The organism is Amycolatopsis sp. NPDC104775 (assembly GCF_055583325.1).
Window position 1 is genome coordinate 1 of sequence record NZ_JBVJOE010000021.1, and the last position, 22,335, is coordinate 22,335.

Below are 22,335 nucleotides of genomic sequence, written 5' to 3' on the forward strand. Positions count from 1 at the left end.
ACCCCGCGGCCCCATCGAAACCGAAGCAGCCCGCCGCCTAGCAGAAGACCACGACAACTAACCGCCCAGGTTCCACAACACCCTCTGAGGGAATCAGATTCCGTGAGGGTTCCCCTCACGGACCTCCCTCAGACCTTCGCGGGCACCGGTCCCGGAACACCAGCTGACCGGTCCCGCTTGATCAGCCTGCGCAGCCACCACAGCAGCGGGCCCGCCACGAGCCACGTGATCAGCACCGTCATCCCGACCGGCAGCAAGGTCAGCGACGCGGTCCGGCCCGCGACCCGCGTCAGCTCCGGATTGGTCGCGTCGTACTCGATCGACACCAGCTGGCCCGCGGCGAGGCCCGAGGGGTACAGCACCCCGGTGGGCGGGCTGTGCACGATGCCGTCCGGGGTCTGGTACTGGATGATCGTGCGGTCGAAGGCCACCGATTCGACCGTCGCGGTCGCCGTGCCCAGGTGCGCTTCGATCGCGTTGTCGTTGCGGAACGCGGCGAAAACCAGGCTCACGCACATCACGGTGAGCAGCACAGCGACGCCCAGCACGGCGAACCACCCGATCCGCCGCGCCCGCACACTCCTGGCTGCCACACCGGGAGTTTAGTCGGGTGCGCCGACCAGCTCGGCACTCGGCAGCCAGTGCGCCCGGTAGAGCACGTGCAGGTTGTACGCGTTCACCAGCAATCGAGACGTCCAATGCAGCTGAGAACACTTGTGGTGCGGCGATTCCTCGCCCGGAGCCGAACCCGGGGCGCCGAACGCGAGGTCGAAGAAGTCCTCGGCGGTGTGCCGGAAGACCGCCGGGCTGCCGGTCAGGAACATCGTGCCGGCGTGGAACCGGTCGAGCAGCCGGTCCCGCGTCGGCCATTCCGGCCAATCGATCGGCCGCCGATCCGCCGGGATCCGCACCGTATGCGGCCGGGCCGTGCCGAGCGCCGCCCTGAGCCGCGGCCACTGCGAAGGACGCAGGTGCGCGGTGTGCTGGCTCAGCACGAGGTCCAGCGGCCGGCCGGAAAACTCCGGTTCAGCGGGAATCCGGCCGGTGCGCAGCGGCAGGTGGATGATCGTGTGCCGGGACCGGGAGGCCAGCAGCCACAGCACCCCGATCCGATACGCCGCGCGCCGATCGACGTACATCTCGACGTGCGACATCTCCTTGCCCGGGTCAAGCTCGAACAACAGCGCGGTATCTAATCCAGGATCCGGGCGCAGCACCCGCCACGCCCGGCCGTCGAGCCGAGCGTGGCGGAGCTGTGCCCGCACTTTCATGGCCACCGAATCCTCCTTCAGAGAGCGGAACTCTCCAGGATCCCGCGGCCAGGCAAGCGAATTTCAGTGCTGATGAGCCTCCGCGAGCGCACGGTGGTTCGCCTGGATCTGGTCCCACGCCTTCGGCTTCACGTGCGCGGCGAACGCCCTCGCCGCCGCGACCGTCCCATTAGGACCGACAGCGGGCTTGCCCTTGGTGAACAGCCAGGTCTGGAAAAGCTCCTGCAACGGCTTGCCCGACACCTTCTCCGCGAGTGCGATGAAGTCCGGGATCACCGCCGCCTTGCCTGCCTTGGCCGCCTGCCACTGCTGAAGGATCGAGAAGAACGCCTGGTCGCCGACCGTGGTGCGCAACGCCTGCACGGCCATCGCACCGCGGTCGTACACCGCGCGGTCGAACTGCTTCGGCTCGCCCGGGTCGCCCGGCAGGACCTGCCAGAACGGGTCGTCGGCGGCGTAGGAGTCGTAGGCGTACTGCGCGAGTTCCGCGGTCGTGCCCTCGCCCTGGTGCTCGGTCCACAGGTATTCGGCGTAGGACGCGAAGCCCTCGTTCAGCCAGATGTCGCTCCACTTGCCCAGCGAAACGTTGTCGCCGAACCACTGGTGTGCGTTCTCGTGCGCGATCAGCGTGGTGTTGGCACCGGCGGCGAAGTTGCGCGCGCCGTAGGTCGGCCGGGTCTGGTTTTCCAGCGAGAAGGTGATTCCGCTGGTCACGACGCCACCTTGAGCCTCGAACGGGTACGGCCCGAACTGCGAGGCCAGGAACTCGTCGACCTCCGGCGTCCGCTCCACGCTCGCCTTGGCCGCGTCGAGCGAAGGCCCGAGGTCGGAGCCGTAGGCGGTGATGAACGGCTTGCCGTCCGGCGTGGTGGACTGGACCACGTCGTACTTGCCGACGATGAACGACGTCAGGTAGGTCGCCTGCGGCTGGGTGCTGCGCCAGTTCCACCGCGTCCAGCCCGCGCGCTTCTTGGTTTTCTTCACGAGCGTGCCGTTCGTGATGGCGGCGAGGCCGTCCGGGGCCTCGATCGACACGTCGTAGGTCGCCTTGTCGGTGGGGTGGTCGTTGGCGGGGAACCACCACTGCGAGCTCTGCGGCTCGTCGACGCCGAGCGCGCCGAAAGCACCCTTCTTCCACGTGTTCAGTCCGCCGACCTTCTCTGTCGACGGGCTGTCGGAGTAGCTCACGACGACGGTCGCGGACTGGCCCTTGAGCAGCGGCTGCGCCGGGGTGATCACCAGCTCGCCGTCGCCGTTGGAGTTCGTGAACTGCGCCGGCCGGTTGTTCACCAGCACCTTCGACGCCTTGAGCGCGAAGTCCAGGTCGAAGCGCGACAGGTCCTGGGTGGCGGTGAGCAGCAGCGTCGTGGTGCCCGACAGGACGTCGGTTTCCGGTTGGTAGCTCACGCGGATGTCGTAGTGCTGCACGTCGGTGCCGCCGTTGCCGGCGTTGGGGTAGTACGGGTCGCCGACGCCCGGCGCGCCCGGTGCCGGTACTGCCGACGCGGTGCCCGCCAGCAGCACCGTCGCGACTCCAGCCGCAACCGCTCCGATTCCGGCCCGAGTTCTCGATCGCATGGTTCCTCCAAGGTGGCCAATGCGACCGAACGTATCCACGGCGGCACCCGGAAGGTACGTCCGAAGGACGGGTTCTTACCCCGTGGGAAGATCACCCGGATTCGGCGATCCACCACGCGATGGCGATCGGAATGCCGTAAAGGATCGGGCCCGCGTACAGCCCCGGCCACGGTCCCCAGCCGCGCCGCACGGCCAGCGCCGCCATCGCGAACGACCCGGCGATCGCCGCGATCCAGCCGACCCACGGCAGCGCCGCGACCGCCTGCTGCCCGGCCGCGCTGCAGATCGCCCGGCTGTCCCCGGCGAAGCAGTTGTCGCTGGCCATCACCAGAAACGACGAGAAATACGAGCACACCAGCCCGATCAGCGCCAGCGCCGCCACCGCCGCGCTGAACCACGCCCACCGGCCCCGCGGGCGCGGGTCCGCCTCGTTCACGCACACTCCCCAACTTCACCGGCTCCCCGCCGGTCAGACCGTCCCCACTGCTTCCGCGACCGCGGATTTCAGCCGCGCGTGGAGATTCCGGTGTTGTGCCCGGTCGACCCGGACCTCGACCACGCGCAGGCCCGGCGCGGGCCGCAGCGCGGCACGGAACTCTTCGACCGTCCCGGCCACGACGTGCGGCACCCGGTAGCCCGCGCAGAGCGCGCCCAGGTCCGCGCCGTGCGGTGTTCCGAAGACCCGCTCGAAGCTCGCCGAGTGTTCCGGCGCGCCCTGTTCCAGCAGCGAGAAAATCCCGCCGCCATCGTCGTTCAGCACCACGATCGTCAAGTCCGGCAACTGCTCCGCGGGCCCGGTGAGCAGACCGGACGCGTCGTGCAGGAACGTCAGGTCGCCCAGCAGCGCGTACGACGGCGCACGGTGCACGGTGGCCGCGCCGATGGCTGTCGACACCGTGCCGTCGATCCCGGCCACACCGCGGTTGCGATGCACCAGGACGTCCGGACGCAGCCGTCCGGCGAGCGCGACATCGCGCGTCGGGTTCGAGGAACCCACCACCAGCAAAGCGCCTTCCGGCAGCGCGTCGACCAGCTCAGTCGCCACCCGGACGCCGCTCGGCCACGGCTCGGCGGCCAGCGCCGTCGAAACCGCTTGGCTGGCCGCGGCGTCCGCGCGCTGCCAGCTCGCCAGCCACTCCGGGTCGGCGGGCTTGGTCGGTTCGGCGAACCACTGCCCGACCTGGCGGACGTTGTGCGCGGGCGCGGGCCAGTCCGAATCCGGACGCACCAGCAGCACCTCGACCTCGGGGTCCGACAGCACCTTCTGCACCTGCCGGAACACGGTCGGCCGGCCGAGGCACAGCACCTGCTCGGGACGGTGCCGCGAGATGAATTCCTCGACCCCCAGCAGCCAGGCCCCCGACGACATCGCGGTCGCGCCGGACAGCCCCAGCCCGCCGGTCTCCGAAACCACCGGCCAGCCGTGCTGTTCGGCCCATTCGCTGGCCGCCTGCGCGCCGGTGTCGCACGCGATGACCAGGCCGTGCCGCGCCGAGGGGACCACGAACGAGGGCAGCGCGCCGAAGTCCGGCAGCTCGGTCCAGCGTTCGCCGTCGGGACGGCCTTCGAGCGATTCGTACCACTCGCCGTCATCGTCGAGATCCGGCACGAGCGGCTCGCGGAACGGGATGTTCAGATGCACCGGCCCGCAGCGCCACTCGCCGTACGCGGCGTTCCACGCGCGGCAGATCTGGCTGCGCCAGTAGGAGTTCTGCCCGGCGCGGCGCTCGCCGACGGCCAGCTCGTCGAAGTAGCGGACCGCGTCGCCGTACAGCTCGTACTGGTTGATCACCTGGCTCGCGCCCGCCGAACGCAGCTCCGGCGGCCGGTCGGCGGTGAGCACGATCAGCGGCACGCCCGCCCGGTCGGCCTCCAGCACGGCCGGGTGGAAGTTCGCCGCCGCGGTGCCGGAGGTGCAGACCACCGCCGCCGGACGGCCGGTGCGCGCCGCGATGCCGAGCGCGAGGAACGCCGCGCCGCGCTCGTCGATGCGGACGTGCAGCTGCAGGCGTCCCGAAGCGGCGGCGTCGTAGAGCGCGATCGACAGCGGCGCGTTGCGAGATCCTGGACACAACACCACGTGCGACACGGTGTTGCGGACGAGTTCGTCGACGATGACCCTGGCCTGCGCGGTGGACGGGTTCACCGGCAGGCCCCTGGTAGGGCACCGTCCGACGGGCTCTCCCCGGGGGCGGCGTCAGGCACAGCGATCATGTCCACAGGTCCTATTCTCCCAAACGTGGATGACGCCCGAGTTTCCGAGCTGTTCGACCCCGCCGCCTGGTCCGAGGTCGAAGGGTTCTCCTTCACCGACATCACCTACCACCGTTCGCGAGACGCCCGCTCCGGCAAACGGGTGGTCCGGATCGCTTTCGACCGTCCGGAGGTCCGCAACGCCTTCCGCCCGCACACCGTCGACGAGCTCTACCGGGCGCTCGACCACGCCCGGATGAGCGCGGACGTCGGGTGCGTCCTGCTCACCGGCAACGGCCCGTCGCCGAAGGACGGCGGCTGGGCGTTCTGCTCCGGCGGTGACCAGCGTATTCGCGGACGCTCCGGGTATCAGTACGCGAGCGGGGAGACCTCGGACACGGTCGACCCGGCGCGGGCGGGCCGGCTGCACATCCTCGAGGTGCAGCGCCTGATCCGTTTCATGCCGAAACCCGTGGTCGCCGTCGTTCCGGGCTGGGCCGCCGGTGGCGGGCATTCGCTGCACGTCGTGTGCGATCTCACCCTCGCCTCGGCCGAGCACGCGCGGTTCAAGCAGACCGACGCCGACGTCGGCTCGTTCGACGCGGGCTACGGTTCGGCGGGCCTCGCCCGGCAGGTCGGGCAGAAATTCGCGCGGGAGATCTTCTTCCTCGGCCGCGACTACACCGCCGAGCACATGCACCGGATGGGCGCGGTCAACGAGGTCGTCCCGCACGCCGAACTGGAGCGGGTCGCGCTCGACTGGGCCTGGACGATCATCGGCAAGTCGCCGACCGCCCAGCGGATGCTGAAATACGCGTTCAACGCGATCGACGACGGGCTCGTCGGGCAGCAGCTGTTCGCCGGAGAAACCACCCGGCTGGCGTACATGCAGGACGAGGCCGTCGAGGGCCGCGACGCCTTCCTGGAGAAGCGCGACCCGGACTGGTCCGACTACCCGTACTACTACTGACCTCGTGCGTGTTTCTGCCGGTTCTAACCGGCATAAACACGCACAACCCCCAGCCGGAGGCCCCTGGTGCACGTTTCCTGGCTCGACGGCAGCGCCGACGCGCTGGCCGCCCTCGACTCGGCCCTCGCGGCTGCCCTTGACGGCGGCCCGGCGGTGCTGCCGCTGAACTCGGCGGACCCGTCGGCCCCGGCGCTGCTCGAAGCGATGGCCCCGGAGCAGCCGGTCGAGCCGGACACCGCCGTGGTGATCGCCACGTCCGGGTCCACCGGTGCGCCGAAGGGCGTGCTGCTGTCGCCGCGCGCGCTCACTGCGTCCGCGACCGCCACGCACGCCCGGCTCGGCGGCCCCGGGCACTGGCTCCTCGCTACTCCCGCGCACTACATCGGCGGCTTGCAAGTGCTGATCCGGGCGCGGCTGGCAGGCACGAAACCGGCGTTCCTGACCGGCGTCGGCTTCCGTACGGACGCGTTCGCCGCCGCGGCCGCTCCGGTGCTGGCGGAGAACGGGCCGCGCTACACCGCACTCGTGCCGGCCCAGTTGGTCCGGCTGCTCGACGACGGCGGCGCTGGCCTGGCCGCCGCGAAGGCGTTCGACGGGATCATCCTGGGCGGTGCCGCCACCTCGCCGAAGCTGCGGGCGCAGGCGGCGGAGGAAGGCGTGCGGATCATTCCCTCGTACGGGATGAGCGAGACCGCGAGCGGCTGCGTCTACGACGGTGTCCCCCTCGACGGCGTGCACGTGGAGCCGGACGCTGACGAACGTCTCTGGATCTCCGGCCCGGTGCTGTCGCACGGCTACCGCCTCGCCCCGGAACTGACCGCGGAATCGTTCCGGGACGGCCGGTTCCGCACCTCAGACCGCGGCCGGTTGCTGCCCGACGGCCGCGTCGAAGTGCTCGGGCGCGCGGACGACGTCATCAACACCGGCGGGGTCAAGGTGTCCGCTGGCTCGATCGAACGGCTTCTGAGCGCGCAGCCAGGAGTGCGGGACGCCTGCGTCGTCGGCATTCCCGATCCGCAGTGGGGCGAGGCAGTGGTCGCCATGGTCGTAGCTTCCGCGGACGAAGCGGAACTGCGAGCCGCCGTCCGCGCTGAGTTGGGTGCCGCCGCCACCCCGAAACGCATCGAGTTCACCGACGCATTGCCCTTGCGCGGCCCGGGAAAGATCGACCGCCAGGCAGTGGTCGCCGCCCTCCGGGCGCGGTGAGCGGGTTCACCGAACGGGTGAAGATCGCATGGCGTTGAATGGGACCCATGGCGACAGTCAGTGAGTGGATCGAAGGCGCGCGGCCGAGGACGCTGCCGAACGCGATCGCGCCGGTCGTGGCCGGGGTCGGAGCGGCGATCGCGCTCGACTCGTTCTCCTGGTGGCGTTCGCTGCTCGCCTTGCTGGTCGCGCTGTCGCTGATCGTCGGCGTGAACTTCGCCAACGACTACTCCGACGGCATCCGCGGCACCGACGAGCACCGTGTCGGCCCGTTGCGGCTCGTCGGCTCCGGTGCCGCGAACCCCAAGGCGGTGCTGCGCGCCGCTTTGACCTGCCTGGGTCTGGCCGGGGTGCTCGGCCTGACGCTCGTCGCGCTGAGCGGTTACTGGTGGCTGCTCGCCATGGGCGCGCTCTGCATCCTCGGCGCGTGGTTCTACACCGGCGGCAAAAAGCCTTACGGCTACTACGGTTTGGGCGAGCTCGCGGTCTTCGTGTTCTTCGGCCTGGCCGGCGTCCTCGGCACGGTTTACGTCCAGGCCGGCCGGGTCAGCTGGGACGCGCTGGGCTGCGCGGTGGCCGTCGGCTCGTTCTCGACGGGGGTGCTGGTGGCGAACAACCTGCGCGACATCCCCACCGACCTCGAGTCCGGCAAACGCACCCTGGCGACCCGCATGGGCGACGGCGGCACTCGAAAGCTGTACCTGACCCTGGTGACCGTGCCGTACGCGCTCACCGTGCTGATGGGGATCTGGCATCCGCTGCTGTTCATCGCCTTCGTGACCGCGCCGCTTCTGCTGAAGCCGGTCAAGGCCGTCGGCGGTGGCGGCAAGGGCCGGGAACTGATCCCGGCCCTGCGCGACACCGGCCTGGCCATGCTCGCCTGGGCGGTGCTGAGCGCGGTCGCCCTGGCGCTCTAGCGGCCGCTTCGGTAGCGCCCCGGCGTGGTCCCGATGACGGCGGTGAACGCCGCGATGAAACCACTGGGATTGGCCCAGCCACAGGCATAGGCGGTGCGGACAGTGTCGTGACCGTCCGCGAGAAGCACGAGCGCGTGGTAGATGCGGAGCTGGGTGCGCCACTCGTAGAAGGTCATGCCGAGTTCGTCGTGGAACAGCCTGCTGAGGGTGCGCGCGCTGGCTCCGATCGACTTCCCGAGTTCGGCCAGAGTGGCGTTGTCCGCCGGATTCTCGTGCAGCCGCTCCGCGATCGCCCGCAGCCGGTCGTCTCGTGGCGCGGGCAGTTGCAAGGGCGGGTCGGGCGCTTCGCGGAGTTCGTCGACGAGGACCCGGTGGAGCCGTGCCCGCGCGGAAGGGCGGTAGCCGGAACCTTCGTAATTGCGTGGCCCGGTCAGCGCGAGCAGGACTTCGCGAGCGAGGCCGGAAGTCCGGAACACCGCTGGCCGATCCGAGACCAGCCGGGCCAGCGACGGCTCGAGAAACACGATCCGGATGTCGGTGTCGCCGTGGGCGCGGTGGAAATGCGGGAACCCGGCGGGTGTCCAGGCGACTCGGTTAGCGGGCGCGAGCGACGTGCCGTACTCGGTCTGCACGACGAGAACGCCTCGGGCCGCGTAGACCAGGTGTCCCCGTTCGTGCGATTGCACCTCGCTGGTTTCGCCGGAGGGCCAGAGGTGCCTGCCGCCGGACGGCCACAGGTACGACTCCACACTGGGTTGGCGAGATACGGGCATCAAATGGCATTGTAGCGTTAACAAGCCACTCGTAATCCTTGAAAGGCTTTCTCTCGAACAGGCTGTTGCGGCTTAAGGGAGAAATGCATGTCGACGTTCGTTCTGGTCCCCGGTGCTTGGCATGGCGGCTGGGTCTTCGAGACGGTGGTGCCACTGCTGGAACGTTCCGGGCACACCGTGCACGCCCTGACCCTGACCGGTCTGCGGCCGGAGGACGACGCCGCGACAGTCGCGAGCGCCAACCTCGACACCCACGCCAACGACGTACTGGCGCTCCTCGATCGCACCGGCATTACTGACGCGACACTCGTCGGCCACAGCTACGGCGGGCTGGTGATCGCCGCCGCTGCCGACCGAGCCGACGGCCGGGTCTCCCGGGTCGTGCACCTCGACGCCTACGTGCCCAGCGACGGCGATTCGTGCTGGTCCTCGACCAGCGAGGCGTACCGGCAGGCATTCGTAGCCGGTGCCGCGGACACCGGCTACGCCGTTCGCCCGCCCGAGCGCGATGGCCGAGATTCCCGCCGCCGTCCCCATCCGCTCGCTTCGCTGCTCCAGCGGGTTCGGCTCACCGGAGAGTTCGCCAATGTCCCGCGCCGCGAGTTCGTCTACTGCTCCGGCTGGGAAGGCACGCCCTTCACCGAACTCCGCACCCGGCTCGAAGCCGACCCGCAGTGGCAGGTCCACGTCCTCCCGACCGGCCACAACGCGATGGCCGAAGATCCCGAAGCCGTCGCCAAACTGTTGGACAGCTGACCGTCGAAGCCGCCGATCAAAGCGGGTCGGAAGTGCCGCGTAGGGCCGGAATCGCTCCCGGCCCTGCGCGACCCTGGCGCTCTAGCGGCCCACCGCGATCGCCTGCCACTCCACGAACTCCGCCAGCCCGTGCGAGCCGTACTCCCGGCCGACGCCACTGGCCTTGAATCCGCCGAAGGGCGCGTTCCCGTGCCGCGGCGCGCCGTTGACGTGGAACGTGCCCGTGCGCACGGCCCGCGCGATCTCGACGCCGTGCTCCGGGTCGGCGGTCCACACGCCGCCGCTGAGGCCATAGTCGGAATCGTTCGCGAGCCGGATCGCCTCTTCCTCGGTATCGAACGGAATCACCACGAGCACCGGCCCGAAGATTTCCTCGCGCGCGATCCGCATGTCGTTCGTGACGTCGGCGAACACCGTCGGGCGCACGTAAAACCCTTCCGCCAGTTCAGGATTCGCGATCGGCTCCGGTCCGCCCGCCGCGATCCGCGCGCCTTCCTCGACGCCTAGCCGCAGGTACGACAGCACGCGCTCGTACTGGTCGCGGCGCACGATCGGCCCGACGTACGTGTCCGGCTTCGCCGGGTCGCCGACCACGAGCCCGTCGGCCATTTCCGCGAGCGCGGCCACGATCTCGGCATACCGCTCGCGTGCCGCGAAGATCCGCGTGTGCGCCACGCACATCTCGCCGTTGTTGGCGAACGTCGCGGTCCGGATCCCCTCGGCGACGGTCTTCGGATCCGCGTCCGCGAGCACGATCGCCGCGGACTTGCCGCCGAGTTCCAGCCCGACGCGCTTGAACTGCTGCCCGGCGAGCGAGGCGATCCGCCGTCCGGCCGCGGTCGAGCCGGTGAACGAGATCTTGTCCACGCCGGGGTGCGTCACCAGGTATTCGCTCACGTCGCGGTCGGCCGCGAACACGCTCACCACGCCCTCGGGGAACCCGGCGTCGGCGAAGATCTCCGCCAGGACCATCGCGTCGAGCGCGGTTTCCGGCGCGGCCTTCAACAGCACCGGGTTGCCCGCCAGCAACGCCGGGATCAGCTTCACCAGCGCGGCCGAATGCGGCGAGTTCCACGGGATCACCGCCGCCACCACGCCGACCGGCGCCGCGCGCACGATGGTCCGGTTGCCCGCGTCGTCGGTCAGCGTTTCCTCCCAAGAAAACTCGCGCGCCGTCTTGAGCCACGCGGCCGTGCGCTCCGGGAGGTTGTGCTGCGTCCAGCCGGTGAACCAGCTCGGCGAGCCGTTTTCCGCGGTGATCAGCTCGGCGATTTCGTCCGCGCGGGCGGCGTGCAGTTCGTTGAACCGCTCGACCAGGCGCAGCCGTTCGGCTAGCGAAGTTCTGCTCCACGGTTCGAGCGCCCGCCGCGCCGCCGCCACCGCGCGGTCGACGTCGGCCTTCGCCGCCTTCGGCGCGGTTCCCACCAGCGCGCGGTCGTGCGGCGAGTGGATTTCGAAGGTGCCGGCCGTGGCGGGCTCGGTCCAGCGGCCGCCGAGGAAGAGCTGGTCGTAAGTACGCATCGGGATCTCCTGCCCAGTTAACGGAACACTGCTCTCTTGTTCTCGAACCTAACAGGACGCTGTTCTTTTATCAAGAGAGCAGTGTCCTGTTACACTTCGCGGCGTGTCCGACTTCCAGCGCGCCCGCAGCCCGGAGCAGGTGGAAGCCCGCCGCGAGGCAATCCTCGACGTGGCCGAAGAGCTGATGACGGAGTCGTCCGTCGGCGAAATCAGCATGCGCGAACTGGCCCGGCGGGTGGGCCTGTCGGCGTCGAACGTCACGCGCTACTTCCCCACGCGAGAGGCCGTCTACCTGGAGGTGCTCGACCGCGCTCGCGGCGCGTGGCTCGACTCGCTCGATCTGGACGGCGAGCTGCCGGAGGTCGCCGCGGCACTCGCCGCTTCACTGGCCGCGCGGCCGGTGCTGTGCGAGCTGATCAGTGTCCTGGCGAACGTGCTGGAGCGGAACGTCTCGACGGAGATCGCGCGGGATTACAAGCTGCGGTCGGCGAAGCACAACGCCCGCACCGCCGACTTGCTGCACGCCGCGCTGCCGGGCCTTTCCGCCGAGACCGCGCAAGAACTGTCGTCCGCGATCTTCATGTTCACCGCGGGAATGTGGCCGCTGGCGCACCCGAACGAAGCCGTCCAGGAAGCCATCAAGGACCCGCGCCTGTCCGGCTCCCGCCTCGACTTCGAGGACCGGTTGCGCCGGCTGATCGTCGTGCTGGTGCTGGGCTACCAGGCCGACGCTAGCCGTCGAACCGGCCAGTGAGCAGGAACTCGTCGAACCGCGCCCGATACGGCGCGAGGTCGATCCCCTGCTCGGCGAGCCACTCGTCCGAGTAGTACGTGTTCGCGTACCGCTCGCCGCCGTCGCACAGCAGCGTCACCACCGAACCGGCCTGGCCTTCCGCCAGCATCCGCGAGATCAGCTGGAACGCGCCGTACAGGTTGGTCCCGGTCGAGCCGCCCGCCCAGTGCCCGGTGCGCTCCCGCAGCAGCCGGATCGCCGCGAGGGAACCGGCGTCGGGCACCTGGAACATCTCGTCGATCACGCCCGGCACGAACGACGGTTCGCACCTCGGCCGTCCGATGCCCTCGATCCGCGACGGCATCCCGGTCGCGTAGTCCATCGCGCCGGTTTCCCACGCGCCGTAGAACGACGAGTTTTCCGGGTCCACCACGCAGATCTTCGTGGTGTGCCGCTTGTACCGGACGTAGCGGCCGAACGTCGCGCTCGTCCCGCCGGTGCCCGCGCCGACGACGATCCACGACGGCACCGGATGGCGTTCGGCACGCATCTGCGCGAACACCGATTCGGCGATGTTGTTGTTGCCGCGCCAGTCCGTCGCGCGCTCGGCGTAGGTGAACTGGTCGAGGTAATGCCCGTTGCACTCGGCGGCCAGCCGCTCGGCTTCCGGGTACATCGCCGGAGCCGCGTCGACGTAATGGCACTCGCCGCCGTAGAACTCGATGAGCGCGATCTTTTCCTTGCTGGTCCGCCGCGGCACAACGGTCACAAAGCGCAGGCCCAGCATCCGCGCGAAGTACGCCTCGGAAACCGCTGTTGACCCGCTGGACGCCTCGACCAGCACGGTGTCCGGGCCGATGTGGCCGTTGACCAGGCCGTACAGGATCAGCGAACGCGCCAGCCGGTGCTTGAGCGAGCCGGTCGGGTGCACCGACTCGTCCTTGAGGTAGAGATCGATGCCCCATTCCGGGGGCAGCGGAAAGACGTGCAGGTGAGTGTCGGCGCTGCGGTTGGCGTCGGCCTCGATGATCCGGACGGCTTCCCGGACCCAGGCGCGGCTGTGCGGTTTGCTCATGCCGCGGAGTCGTCGGCCGGGGTCTCGCCGCGCAGCTGCGAACGCAGCTGGGCACGAGCACGCGCGCGGGATTCGTTGCGCTTGGCCAGACCGGCCGTCACGCGCTGATTCAGGCCGCGCAGGAGCAGCAGGCCGAGCGGAAGGCCGACGACGAGCCCGATCAGCAAAGCGACCAGCAGCGGCACGCCGACCAGCGAAAGCACGACCGCGACCACCGCGACGAGCGCGAACCGCGCGATCAAGTACACCGTCAGGTCACGGGGCAGATTGTCCGGTGTCTCGCTCACACCGAAACAGGCTACGCCCCGCTCGCCGGATCTTCGTCCAGGCCCGCGTTGTTGGGGCGGCCCTCGAACCGGGTGGAGAGCACGACTGTCGTATTGGTGCGGCCGACGCCCGGGATGCGGCGCAGCCTGCCGAGCGTCAGTTCCAGCTCGTCCACTGTCGAAACGCGCACCTTCACTACGAAGGCCTCGTCGCCCGCGACCGCGTAACAGCTCTCCACCTCGGGCAGTTCGCCGAGCGAGGCGGCGACGTCCTCGTCGGTGGCGGTGTCGGTGGGATGAATGCCGACCAGCGCGGTGACGCCGAGGCCGACCGTGTTCGGGTCGACCATCGCGTGGTACCCGGTGATCACGCCCGCGGCTTCGAGCTTCCCGACGCGTTCGTGCACCGACGACGCGGAGAGCCCCACCGTCCGGCCAAGGTCGGCGTAGGTAGCCCGGCCGTTGGCCCGCAGCTCGGCGATGATCTTCCGGTCCAGCTGATCCACCGGCTCATTATGCGGCGCACCCGCGCGGGAGGCGCATCCCGGTAGGGTCCGGATTGTCTCCTGCGTCACAGCAACCTCAGCGCGCGAAGCCGCCCAGACTCGGCCTTTGCCGGTTCTTTACCCGAATCCCGGCGCGGGTTGTCGGAAAATGCCTGGTCAGCGGGGCGCGAACAGGCTCTGAGCGATCCTGAGAATCTGCTGAGTTATGTCCCTTTTGCACTTTAAGGGCTCTTTACCCAAGGACAACCGTTCGAGTACCCGACGGGTGAAGTGCCACGATTGCCGCGTTGGCCACCCGGGCGCGACGGGCGAAATCGCCCGATGCCCCCGGTATAGCAAGTTGGGCGTTAAGGAGGCGGAAAATGACCGCAACCATGGGCGGACGGTTGCTCACCCCGGGTGAGGTGGCCGCTCTGTTCCGGGTGGACCCGAAGACCGTGACCCGCTGGGCCACCGCGGGTCGCATCGGCTCGATCCGGACGCCGGGCGGACACCGCCGGTTCCGCGAGTCCGAGGTGAACGACCTTCTGGCCGAACTCACCACGGACGCCAGCGAGCCGACCCGCAAGATCTGAACCGCGGGTTTCGCACACGCCGAAGGGTCGTGAGTGGCAAGGGGTGCTTCCCGCATCGCTTGCCGGTCCCGACCCTTCGCCGCGTTCCGGGACCCTGAACAGCCTCGGGTTCGGCGGCCGGGTGCCCGCTTCCCCCGATCCAGCGGGATTACAGCTAATCTGGGGGGCCAGCACGACGGGAAGGACCCCGGGCATGATTCCTTTGCTCGCGGCGGTGGGCGCGATCACCATCGCCGTTCTGTTGTGGCGGGCATTAGGCGTACAGCGGATCAGCGTCCCGCAGCGCCGCCCGGCCGTCGCCCCCGACGACGACCCCGAATTCCTGCGCAAGCTCTCCGAGCAGCAACGCAACCGCCGAGACGAAACTGAATCTTGAGTCTGATTGCCCCGGCTCCGCCGGGGCGCCGAGATCGCCGGGAAGCTGGTTTCTTCCCTCCCGATTTCGTCGGCCCGGGGGGGGCCGCCGAAATCGCTCAGTCCAGAAACCAGCGCGATCTCGGGTCTTGGTTGCGGAGCCTGAGCGGGCAATCAAACCCGGCCGGGGCAATTAGACCCTGCCGCTGAACCCATCCGCCACGGTTGCTGCCAGTTCCAGCAGCGCGAGCCGCGTGTCTCCGCTGAGCCGCTCCAGCTCGATCTCCGCGCCCTCTTCCAGGTGCGCGTCGAACGGGATCCGGCACACCGAGCGCACCTTCGCGCCGAAGTGCGCGGCCAGCTTGTCCAAGTCGACCGAGCTGCCCTTCGGGCGCACCGAGTTGATCACCACGACCGAGCGTTTCACCAGGTCGCCGTAGCCGTGTGCCTCCAGCCAGTCCAGCGTCGCGGACGCACTGCGCGCCCCGTCCACCGAGCCCGAGGACACCACCACGAGCGAATCGGCGACGTCGAGGACGCCCTTCATCGCCGAGTGCATCAAACCGGTGCCGCAGTCGGTGAGCACGATGTTGTAGAAGTGCTCCAGCAGGTTCACCGTGCGCCGGTAGTCGTTCTCGGAGAATGCCTCCGACACCGCCGGATCCTGTTCGCTGGCCAGGATTTCCAGCCGGCTCGACCCCTGCGACGTGTAGGACCGGACGTCGCTGTAGCGCGTGATCTTGTCCGCGTCGCGCAGCAGGTGCCGCACGGTCGCGGTGGTCTCGATGGCGATCTTCTGCGACAGCGTCCCGCGGTCCGGGTTCGCGTCCACCGCCACCACGCGGTCACCGCGCAGGGACGCGAAGGTCGCGCCGAGCGTGGTCGTGGTCGTGGTCTTGCCGACGCCGCCCTTGAGGCTCAGCATCGCGATCTTGTAGCACCCGCGCAACGGCTGGTTGACGCGCGCGATCAGCTCGCGCCGGCGCGTGTCCGCGGGGCTCTCCCCCGGGTTGATCAGCTTGCCGCTGCCCAGGTAGACCGCCTTGCGCCAGCCGGACTGGGGTGTCCGCTTCTGCTGTTTCACCAGGTGCGCGGTGGCCAGCTCGTCCGCGCCGGACGCGGGCTGCGGCAGTCCCCGGGCGGGAGCGCCCGGCACGGGAACCGCACCCGGTGCGGGAACCGGCGTGCCAGCCGGAGCGGTGGGCTGCTGGTACCCCGGCGGCGCGGCGTGCTGCGGCTGATGCTGCTGCGCCGGAGGCTGCAGCGGCGGCAGATTCTGGTCGTAGCGCGCCTGGTAGCCGCCCGGCTGCGGCAGCGGCTGATACGCCCCCTGCGGCGGCGGGTCGACGACCTGCGTCGGCTGCGCGTCGTACGGCCCGGTGCCGGGGTGCGGCGTCGAGTCGGTGCGTTCTTCGGAGAACAGGGCAGCCGGTTCCTGGGCCTGTTCGGACTGCTGTTCCCCGGCAGTCTCTTCACTGGGTCCGGTCACCGTTGCCAACCTCCCGGGTACGTCGAAGGGCCCCTGGCGACGACGGTAGTCGCCCGAGGCCCAGTCCGGGTGGTGGACCCCCGGCTCAGCTCACTCCGGCGTAGGAATGCAGTCCGGCGGTCACCAGGTTGACGAAGAACAGGTTGAAGATCGTCACCGAGAATCCGACGATGTTGATCACTGCGGCGCGGGTCCCTCGCCAGCCCGCGGTGGCGCGGGAGTGCAGGTATGCCGCGTAAACGACCCACGCGATGAACGCGACGGTCTCCTTCGGGTCCCAGCCCCAGAACCGGCCCCACGCCGCCTCGGCCCACACCGCGCCGCACAGCACGCCGAAAGTGAAGATCGGGAACGCCACGATCGTGGCGCGGTAGGCGATCCGGTCGAGGACGTCGGCGGCGGGCAGCTTCGGGCCGAATCCGGCGAACTTGGCCGGGTCGCGATCGTGCGCGGTGCGGAAGAGGTAGAGCACGCTCGCCACGCCCGGCACCAGGAACACGCCGGAGCCGATGATCGCGGCGGACACGTGGATCACGAGCCAGTACGACTGCAGTGCGGGCACGACCGGCGCGGCCACCGTGTACAGCATCGTGCCGTTGATGAACATCAGGATCACGACCGGCAGCAGCAGGAAGCCGGTGAGGTGGCGGACCGGGAACTTCTTGATCACCACGAGCCAGGCGACGACGGTGATGAAGGTGACCGCCATGCCGTACTCGTACATGTTGCCCCACGGCGCGCGGTGCACCGCGAGTCCGCGCAGCACGATCGCGGACAGCTGCAGCAGCGCGCCCAGCACGAGCAGCGCCGCGCCCATCCGGCCGATCCGCTCGGCACGGCCGACCGCGCGCGGGGCCTCCGGCTCGGCCGGAGCATCGCCGTCCTCGATCGCGGAGGAATCGTCGGAGTCCGGTCCGCCCGCGCCGACCAGCACGCGCTGGCGGCTGCGCTCGGCGGCGAGACGGCCCTTGGCCCCGAACGCCTGCTCGAAGAGCGTGAACAGCAGCGCCAGCACGTAAATCGCCACTGTCGTCGTGTACAGCAGGTCGCTGTACTGCGAGAGAGTCTCGTTGATTTCCATGCCTCAGCTGCCCTTCCGGCCCGTGACCAGCCGTTCGCTGATCCGCTGGAATTCCTCGCCGTATCCGGCTTGATCCGTGCGCGCGAGCCCCGCGACCTCGATCACGGTACTCGCGCTCCCGTCCTTGCCCGGCCGCACCCGCACCCACACGCGACGCCGCTTGACCAGCAACGACGCGCCGAGTCCGGCGAACATCACGATCGCGAAGCCGAGCACGTAGCCCTGCGTCGGATCGTGCGAGATCTGCAGGTTGACCCATTTGTTGACGCCGTCGAAACGGACCTTCGTGCCGTCGTCGAGCGTCAGCTCCTGGCCGACCGCGAGGTTCTTGCGGGCGACCCGCTTGAGCCGGCCGTCCTGGACGCGGGACTGGTCGACCGAGAACACCGACTGGCCGCGGCCCGCGTCGAGACCGAGGTCGCCGCGCAGCACGTCGACCGCGACCATCGGGTTGTTCAGCTGCGGCGCGGTCGAGGTGAGCACGCCGCCGTGGATGAACGACGACGGCGCGAACAGGCCGGTGATCGCGAGCTGCTTGGTGCGCCGCTGGACCTCGTCGGTGATGCCGGGCTGGTCGAACTTGGTCGCGCCCTCGGACAGCATCGTCGCCGGGTTGCTGTACATCCACTGGGTGTTCTGGGTGCGCTTCTCGCCGTTCGGGAAGGTCACCGTGAACTGCGGCGAATAACCGTTGCCCAGCAGGTAAACCCGGTCGCCGACGGTCCGCAGCGGCTCGTTGACCTCGAGGTCGTAGGGCTTCCAGGCGCCGGTCTGCAGGTCTTCGCCGGACTGGTACTCGATGTGCGAGTGGTAGTAGTCGGCCTGGTTGGTGGCGGTGTAGCGGGCGGTGAAGTCGTTGACCTTCACGCAGAACGGGTCGAGATCGGTGCCGTCGACGCGCAGCCCGGCCTCGAACGAGTCGTAGTTGTAGATGCCCGAATTGCAGAACTGGCCGCCGTTGGCCTGCACGATGACCTGGCCCTCGTAGCTGTAGAGCTTGCCGAGGGCGAAGAAAATGATCAGGCCGAGCATGCCGAAGTGGAAGAGCAGGTTGCCGGTCTCGCGCAGGTAGCCGCGTTCGGCCGAGACACTGAACCCGCCGCCGTCCTCCTCGCGCTCGACGCGCCGCCAGCCGGACAGCTGTTTGCGCACGTCCTCGCGAATCGTCTCCGGCGTGCGCGCGGTGCGCGCGATCCGGTGGTGCGGCATGCGCGCGAGATTGCGCGGCGTCAGCACCGGCTTCGCCCGCATCTGCTTGATGTACTCGAAACTGCGCGGCGTGAGGCAGCCGATCAGCGAGATCATCAGCAGGATGTAGATCGCGGAAAACCAGACGCTGGAGTAGACGTCGTAGAACTCCAGCTTGTCGAGCAGCGAACCCCACCAGCCGTGCGCGCTGATGTACTCGTCGACCTTCGGCGCGTTCAGCCGCCGCTGCGGCAGCAGCGCGCCAGGCAGCGCGGCGAGCGCCAGCAGGAACAGCAGCACCAGCGCGGTGCGCATGGACGTCAGGCCGCGCCAGGTGTTGCGCAGGAAAGCCAAAAACTGCTTCGCCGCGGACGGCCGGTACGGCCGCGGGTTCTTCGGGGGCGCTTCGGTAGTGGTCACAGTGGCAGCTCGAGATCGGAGGCGACGGAGTTGCGAAGCCAGCCCATGACGTCCCCCCACAGCCCGGTGACCAGCAGGATGCCGACCACCATCAGCAACGCCCCGCCGAAGATCTGCACGCGCCGGCCGTTGCGGCGGAGCCAGTCGGTGGCGCGCACGGCCCAGCGGGCGCCGAGCGCGAGCAGCAGGAACGGGACGCCAAGGCCGAGGCAGTAAACGAGCACCAGCACGTACCCGCGGACCGCGGCCCCGCCGGTGGCGCTGGCGAGGCTGGTGACGGCCGAGAGCGTCGGCCCGATGCACGGCGTCCAGCCAAGCCCGAACACCGCGCCGAGCACCGGCGCGCCCCACAGCCCGCCGCCGGGCACGCGGTGCGAGCGGAACTCGCGCTGCAGGCCGGGAATCCAGCCGAGGAAGACCAGAGCCATCAGGATGGTGAGGATGCCGCCGATGCGCTGCAGCAGATCCTGGTTGACCAGCAAGGTGTTCGCGAGCCAGACCAGCGTGCCCATGGTCGCGACGAACACCACGGTGAACCCGAGCACGAACAGCCCGGCCGCGCCGAGAACGGCGTAGCGGCCCTTCTTGCGTTCCTCGCCGTCGCGCACCGCCGGGGCGTCTGCGCCGACGAGAGCCGCGAGGTAGGCGAGGTACCCGGGCACGAGCGGCACCACGCACGGCGACGCGAACGAGATGGCCCCGGCCACCAGCGCGACACCCGCGGCGAGCAGCAGCGGCCCGGAGAGCGCCAGCTCGGACACGGAGTTCACGCACTTGAGAGTAGGCAGTGAGCTGGACGTGAGGCGGGCGGGGCCTGCTCACAGGACCTACGCCACAGCGGGGCCGGGACCTTCGTCCCGGGCCGCTGGGCTGGGTGCCGCACAACGGGAGCTCGTGAGGGGAACCCTCAAGGAATCTGATTCCGTCAGCGGCGTGGCGGAGGCTACTTCTCCGCGCTGAGCCGCTGCACCACCGGGACCAGGTCCGAGGCCAGCACCTGCCGCAGGAACACCGCCGCCACGCGGTGCTGTTTGTCGAGCACCAGCGTCGACGGGATGATGTTGCGCGGATATCCGGCCAGCTGCAGCAGCACGCGGCCGGACGGGTCCCAGATCGACGGGTACGTCAGGCCGCGGTCGCGCACGAAGTCCTGTGCCACGTCGCGCGCCGGGTCGCGCACGTCGAGGCCGATCACCTGGGCGCCGAGCGGGGCGATCTGCTTGCTCGCGTTCTCCAGCTCCGGCGCCTCGGCACGGCACGGGCCGCACCACTGGCCCCACAGGTTGATCACCAGCGCCTTGCCGGGGAAGTCCTCGATCGAGAGCTGTTTGCCCTCGTGCATCAGATCGTCACCGGCCAGCGCCGGGGCCTTCTGGCGTTCGTTCACCGGGTAGGTGATGTCGACTTTGCCGCCGGGCGAGACGAAGGTGAAGGTGCCGCCCGAGACGACCGCGTCCTTGCCGGTCGAGCAACCCGTCACGACCAGTGCGGCGGCCAGCAGCACCCCGAGCAGCCGCCGTTTCATGCGCCGGTCACCTTGGGATCGGTTGCGCCCGCGGGCTCGCTGTAGACGATCTCCAGCAGTTGTTCGCCGTCGAACACCAGGCTGGTGAGCGACGCCAGCGAACACTGCCGCTGGCGCGGGTCGTGCCACAACCGCTTCCCCTCCAAGAAGCGGCGAAGCGTCCAGATCGGCAGCTGATGCGACACGCACAGCGCTTCGCGTCCCTCGGCCTTTACGCGAGCACGGTGGACCGCGCCGAGCATGCGGTGCGCGATTTCGACGTACGGCTCTCCCCACGACGGCTTGAACGGATTCACCAGGTGCGGCCACGCTTTCGGCTGCCGCAGCGCGCCGTCGCCCACTGCCACGCGCTGGCCCTCGAAGACGTTCGCCGCTTCGATGAGACCTTCGTCAGTGGCGATGTCGAGTCGGTGCGCGCCCGCGATGGGAGCGGCAGTCTCCTGCGCACGCTGAAGCGGCGAAGCGACGACGTACGCGAGGTCATGCCCAGCCAGCGACTCCGCGACAGTGAGCGCCTGACGCTGCCCGCGCTCCGACAGCCGGTAGTTCGGCAGCCGCCCGTAAAGAACCTTTTCCGGGTTGTGGACTTCACCGTGCCGCAGCATGTGCACGACGGTGGTCATGGGCGAACCGCCTCAGCCGCCGCGCGCGCCGCTGCCGGCAACGCGGCTTCGATGACGCCGAAGGCTTCCTCGTCCATCGCGGCGTTCACGAACCACGCCTCGTACGCACTCGGCGGCGGATACACGCCCGCTTCGAGCAGGGCGTGGAAGAAGGCCGGGAAGCGCCACGTCTCGGTGGCCTGCGCGTCCGCGTAGTTGCGTACGGGCTTGTCGGTGAAGAAGACGCTCACCAGGTTGCCCGCGAACTGCACAGTGTGCGTGACGCCCGCTTCGGTGAGCGCCTTGTCGAAAAGCCCGCCGAGACGCTTCGCGTTGGCATCGAGCTTCGCGTACACAGCGTCGTCAGCTTCGCGCAGCGCAGTAAGGCCAGCGGCGACCGCGACCGGGTTTCCGGACAGCGTGCCCGCCTGATAGACGGGGCCGCCGGGCGCGAGCTTCGCCATGATGTCCGCACGACCGCCGAACGCCGCGGCGGGCAGCCCGCCGGACATCACCTTGCCGAAGGTGTAGAGATCGCCGGCCACGCCTTCGAGGCCGAACCAGCCAGCCCGCGAGACGCGGAAGCCGGTCATCACCTCGTCCATGATCAGCAGCGCGCCGTTTTCGTGCGCGAGGTCACGCAGTGCGGCGTTGAAGCCGGGATCCGGCGGCACCGCGCCCATGTTGCCCGCGGCCGCTTCGGTGATCACCGCGGCGATCTGCCCCTCGTTCTCCGCGAAGGACTTCCGGAGCGCGTCAAGATCGTTGTACGGCAAGACAATCGTGTCCGCGGCCTGCGCGCCGGTGACGCCCGGCGAAGTCGGCAGGCCCAGCGTCGCGACGCCGGAACCGGCTTCGGCGAGCAGCGCGTCGACGTGGCCGTGGTAGCAGCCGGCGAACTTCACGATCTTGGACCGGCCGGTGAAACCGCGAGCCAGCCGGATGGCGCTCATCGTGGCCTCGGTGCCGGAGTTGACGAGCCGGACCTGCTCGACCGGGCCGACCCGGCCGATGATCTCCTCGGCCAGTTCGACCTCGCCGATCGTCGGCGTGCCGAAGGAAAGCCCGTGCTCCGCGGCGGCGCGAGCGGCGGCCACCACCTTCGGGTGCGCGTGCCCGAGGATCATCGGACCCCACGAGGAGACGAGGTCGACGTAGCGGTTGCCGTCGGCGTCCCACAGATACGGGCCCTCGCCGCGGACCATGAACCGCGGCGTGCCGCCGACCGAGTTGAAGGCGCGCACCGGCGAGTTCACCCCGCCCGGAACGGCCGCCTTGGCGCGTGCGAACCATGCTTTGGACTGCTCGGTGCCAGTGCTCACCGCCCCAGTCTCGC

General features: G+C 69.5%; 24 protein-coding genes. 7 read left to right on the top strand and 17 right to left on the bottom strand.

Going from position 1 to position 22,335, the window contains the following annotated elements; genetic code table 11:
• Window positions 1-128 precede the first annotated feature (128 nt).
• The 5 genes from ACZ63D_RS41945 to menD all read right to left on the bottom strand — a co-directional run bounded on the left by ACZ63D_RS41945 (window position 129) and on the right by menD (window position 4,995).
• On the bottom strand, window positions 129-518 hold the full coding sequence (locus ACZ63D_RS41945) for a DUF3592 domain-containing protein (protein WP_465359953.1): 390 nt from the start codon (window positions 516-518) through the stop codon (window positions 129-131).
• Window positions 519-602: 84 nt separating this feature from the next.
• The gene (locus ACZ63D_RS41950; RefSeq protein ID WP_465359898.1) at window positions 603-1,277 is read right to left on the bottom strand and encodes a hypothetical protein; all 675 of its coding nucleotides are present in this window, start codon (window positions 1,275-1,277) and stop codon (window positions 603-605) included.
• Window positions 1,278-1,334: 57 nt separating this feature from the next.
• On the bottom strand, window positions 1,335-2,849 hold the full coding sequence (locus tag ACZ63D_RS41955; protein ID WP_465359899.1) for a M1 family metallopeptidase: 1,515 nt from the start codon (window positions 2,847-2,849) through the stop codon (window positions 1,335-1,337).
• A gap of 91 nt (window positions 2,850-2,940) precedes the next feature.
• The gene (locus ACZ63D_RS41960) at window positions 2,941-3,285 is read right to left on the bottom strand and encodes a hypothetical protein (RefSeq protein WP_465359900.1); all 345 of its coding nucleotides are present in this window, start codon (window positions 3,283-3,285) and stop codon (window positions 2,941-2,943) included.
• A 33-nt stretch (window positions 3,286-3,318) separates the two neighbouring features.
• Window positions 3,319-4,995: a 2-succinyl-5-enolpyruvyl-6-hydroxy-3-cyclohexene-1-carboxylic-acid synthase gene (gene menD, locus ACZ63D_RS41965; RefSeq protein WP_465359901.1), complete on the bottom strand. Its 1,677-nt coding sequence runs from the start codon at window positions 4,993-4,995 to the stop codon at window positions 3,319-3,321.
• A 93-nt stretch (window positions 4,996-5,088) separates the two neighbouring features.
• On the opposite strand from menD, the gene ACZ63D_RS41970 reads away from it, so the two are divergent.
• From ACZ63D_RS41970 to ACZ63D_RS41980, 3 genes are all read left to right on the top strand, one after another.
• Window positions 5,089-6,012 (top strand): 1,4-dihydroxy-2-naphthoyl-CoA synthase, encoded by a 924-nt coding sequence (locus ACZ63D_RS41970; RefSeq protein ID WP_465359902.1) that lies wholly within the window; start codon window positions 5,089-5,091, stop codon window positions 6,010-6,012.
• Between the two features lie 66 nt (window positions 6,013-6,078).
• Entirely contained in the window at window positions 6,079-7,218 is a 1,140-nt protein-coding gene (gene menE, locus ACZ63D_RS41975) for an o-succinylbenzoate--CoA ligase (protein ID WP_465359903.1), read from the top strand.
• A 47-nt stretch (window positions 7,219-7,265) separates the two neighbouring features.
• Complete coding sequence (locus ACZ63D_RS41980) at window positions 7,266-8,135, top strand: 1,4-dihydroxy-2-naphthoate polyprenyltransferase (RefSeq protein WP_465359904.1); 870 nt, start codon at window positions 7,266-7,268, stop codon at window positions 8,133-8,135.
• Here ACZ63D_RS41980 and ACZ63D_RS41985 read toward each other — a convergent pair.
• The gene (locus ACZ63D_RS41985) at window positions 8,132-8,908 is read right to left on the bottom strand and encodes a helix-turn-helix domain-containing protein (RefSeq protein WP_465359905.1); all 777 of its coding nucleotides are present in this window, start codon (window positions 8,906-8,908) and stop codon (window positions 8,132-8,134) included. The genes ACZ63D_RS41980 and ACZ63D_RS41985 overlap by 4 nt on opposite strands.
• An 87-nt stretch (window positions 8,909-8,995) precedes the next feature.
• On the opposite strand from ACZ63D_RS41985, the gene ACZ63D_RS41990 reads away from it, so the two are divergent.
• Window positions 8,996-9,664: an alpha/beta fold hydrolase gene (locus ACZ63D_RS41990; RefSeq protein WP_465359906.1), complete on the top strand. Its 669-nt coding sequence runs from the start codon at window positions 8,996-8,998 to the stop codon at window positions 9,662-9,664.
• An 81-nt stretch (window positions 9,665-9,745) separates the two neighbouring features.
• Here ACZ63D_RS41990 and ACZ63D_RS41995 read toward each other — a convergent pair whose 3' ends face one another.
• Window positions 9,746-11,185 (bottom strand): aldehyde dehydrogenase family protein, encoded by a 1,440-nt coding sequence (locus ACZ63D_RS41995; RefSeq protein WP_465359907.1) that lies wholly within the window; start codon window positions 11,183-11,185, stop codon window positions 9,746-9,748.
• 103 nt (window positions 11,186-11,288) lie between these two features.
• Here ACZ63D_RS41995 and ACZ63D_RS42000 point away from each other — a divergent pair, with 103 nt between their 5' ends.
• Window positions 11,289-11,939, top strand: coding sequence for a TetR/AcrR family transcriptional regulator (locus ACZ63D_RS42000; RefSeq protein WP_465359908.1), 651 nt, complete (start codon window positions 11,289-11,291; stop codon window positions 11,937-11,939).
• Here ACZ63D_RS42000 and cds1 read toward each other — a convergent pair.
• From cds1 to ACZ63D_RS42015, 3 genes are read right to left on the bottom strand one after another with little or no spacing between them, the layout of a single operon-like run.
• Window positions 11,917-12,993 (bottom strand): L-cysteine desulfhydrase Cds1, encoded by a 1,077-nt coding sequence (cds1, locus tag ACZ63D_RS42005; protein ID WP_465359909.1) that lies wholly within the window; start codon window positions 12,991-12,993, stop codon window positions 11,917-11,919. The two genes, ACZ63D_RS42000 and cds1, sit on opposite strands and share 23 nt — an antisense overlap.
• Window positions 12,990-13,280, bottom strand: a complete 291-nt coding sequence (locus ACZ63D_RS42010; protein ID WP_409183594.1) for a DUF4229 domain-containing protein — start codon at window positions 13,278-13,280, stop codon at window positions 12,990-12,992. Before ACZ63D_RS42010 ends, cds1 begins: the two co-directional genes overlap by 4 nt.
• An 11-nt stretch (window positions 13,281-13,291) precedes the next feature.
• Window positions 13,292-13,765 (bottom strand): Lrp/AsnC family transcriptional regulator, encoded by a 474-nt coding sequence (locus ACZ63D_RS42015; RefSeq protein WP_009072012.1) that lies wholly within the window; start codon window positions 13,763-13,765, stop codon window positions 13,292-13,294.
• Between the two features lie 362 nt (window positions 13,766-14,127).
• Here ACZ63D_RS42015 and ACZ63D_RS42020 point away from each other — a divergent pair, with 362 nt between their 5' ends.
• The gene (locus ACZ63D_RS42020; RefSeq protein ID WP_009072010.1) at window positions 14,128-14,340 is read left to right on the top strand and encodes a BldC family transcriptional regulator; all 213 of its coding nucleotides are present in this window, start codon (window positions 14,128-14,130) and stop codon (window positions 14,338-14,340) included.
• Window positions 14,341-14,533: 193 nt separating this feature from the next.
• Complete coding sequence (locus ACZ63D_RS42025) at window positions 14,534-14,716, top strand: hypothetical protein (protein ID WP_465359910.1); 183 nt, start codon at window positions 14,534-14,536, stop codon at window positions 14,714-14,716.
• A gap of 171 nt (window positions 14,717-14,887) precedes the next feature.
• Here ACZ63D_RS42025 and ACZ63D_RS42030 read toward each other — a convergent pair whose 3' ends face one another.
• From ACZ63D_RS42030 to hemL, 7 genes are all read right to left on the bottom strand, one after another.
• Window positions 14,888-16,183, bottom strand: a complete 1,296-nt coding sequence (locus tag ACZ63D_RS42030; RefSeq protein ID WP_465359911.1) for a MinD/ParA family ATP-binding protein — start codon at window positions 16,181-16,183, stop codon at window positions 14,888-14,890.
• 85 nt (window positions 16,184-16,268) lie between these two features.
• Window positions 16,269-17,264 carry a c-type cytochrome biogenesis protein CcsB gene (ccsB, locus tag ACZ63D_RS42035; RefSeq protein WP_465359912.1) on the bottom strand — a complete coding sequence of 332 codons (996 nt, stop codon included), beginning with the start codon at window positions 17,262-17,264 and terminating at the stop codon, window positions 16,269-16,271.
• A 3-nt stretch (window positions 17,265-17,267) separates the two neighbouring features.
• Window positions 17,268-18,872: a cytochrome c biogenesis protein ResB gene (gene resB / locus ACZ63D_RS42040; protein WP_465359913.1), complete on the bottom strand. Its 1,605-nt coding sequence runs from the start codon at window positions 18,870-18,872 to the stop codon at window positions 17,268-17,270.
• Entirely contained in the window at window positions 18,869-19,642 is a 774-nt protein-coding gene (locus ACZ63D_RS42045) for a cytochrome c biogenesis CcdA family protein (RefSeq protein ID WP_465359914.1), read from the bottom strand. Before ACZ63D_RS42045 ends, resB begins: the two co-directional genes overlap by 4 nt.
• A 173-nt stretch (window positions 19,643-19,815) precedes the next feature.
• The gene (locus ACZ63D_RS42050; protein WP_465359915.1) at window positions 19,816-20,397 is read right to left on the bottom strand and encodes a TlpA family protein disulfide reductase; all 582 of its coding nucleotides are present in this window, start codon (window positions 20,395-20,397) and stop codon (window positions 19,816-19,818) included.
• Window positions 20,394-21,020 (bottom strand): histidine phosphatase family protein, encoded by a 627-nt coding sequence (locus ACZ63D_RS42055; RefSeq protein WP_465359916.1) that lies wholly within the window; start codon window positions 21,018-21,020, stop codon window positions 20,394-20,396. Before ACZ63D_RS42055 ends, ACZ63D_RS42050 begins: the two co-directional genes overlap by 4 nt.
• Window positions 21,017-22,321 carry a glutamate-1-semialdehyde 2,1-aminomutase gene (hemL, locus tag ACZ63D_RS42060; protein ID WP_465359917.1) on the bottom strand — a complete coding sequence of 435 codons (1,305 nt, stop codon included), beginning with the start codon at window positions 22,319-22,321 and terminating at the stop codon, window positions 21,017-21,019. The genes ACZ63D_RS42055 and hemL overlap by 4 nt, the downstream gene beginning before the upstream one ends.
• Between the last annotated feature and the right edge of the window lie 14 nt (window positions 22,322-22,335).

What these genes read in the sequence shown, in the direction of transcription:
- ACZ63D_RS41945 (WP_465359953.1), bottom strand. Translation starts at nt 518, where the DNA reads ATGTGCGTGAGCCTGGTTTTCGCCGCGTTCCGCAACGACAACGCGATC.
- ACZ63D_RS41955 (WP_465359899.1), bottom strand. Translation starts at nt 2,849, where the DNA reads ATGCGATCGAGAACTCGGGCCGGAATCGGAGCGGTTGCGGCTGGAGTC.
- ACZ63D_RS41980 (WP_465359904.1), top strand. Translation starts at nt 7,266, where the DNA reads ATGGCGACAGTCAGTGAGTGGATCGAAGGCGCGCGGCCGAGGACGCTG.
- ACZ63D_RS41985 (WP_465359905.1), bottom strand. Translation starts at nt 8,908, where the DNA reads ATGCCCGTATCTCGCCAACCCAGTGTGGAGTCGTACCTGTGGCCGTCC.
- ACZ63D_RS41990 (WP_465359906.1), top strand. Translation starts at nt 8,996, where the DNA reads ATGTCGACGTTCGTTCTGGTCCCCGGTGCTTGGCATGGCGGCTGGGTC.
- ACZ63D_RS41995 (WP_465359907.1), bottom strand. Translation starts at nt 11,185, where the DNA reads ATGCGTACTTACGACCAGCTCTTCCTCGGCGGCCGCTGGACCGAGCCC.
- cds1 (WP_465359909.1), bottom strand. Translation starts at nt 12,993, where the DNA reads ATGAGCAAACCGCACAGCCGCGCCTGGGTCCGGGAAGCCGTCCGGATC.
- ACZ63D_RS42020 (WP_009072010.1), top strand. Translation starts at nt 14,128, where the DNA reads ATGACCGCAACCATGGGCGGACGGTTGCTCACCCCGGGTGAGGTGGCC.
- ACZ63D_RS42025 (WP_465359910.1), top strand. Translation starts at nt 14,534, where the DNA reads ATGATTCCTTTGCTCGCGGCGGTGGGCGCGATCACCATCGCCGTTCTG.
- ccsB (WP_465359912.1), bottom strand. Translation starts at nt 17,264, where the DNA reads ATGGAAATCAACGAGACTCTCTCGCAGTACAGCGACCTGCTGTACACG.
- ACZ63D_RS42050 (WP_465359915.1), bottom strand. Translation starts at nt 20,397, where the DNA reads ATGAAACGGCGGCTGCTCGGGGTGCTGCTGGCCGCCGCACTGGTCGTG.
- ACZ63D_RS42055 (WP_465359916.1), bottom strand. Translation starts at nt 21,020, where the DNA reads ATGACCACCGTCGTGCACATGCTGCGGCACGGTGAAGTCCACAACCCG.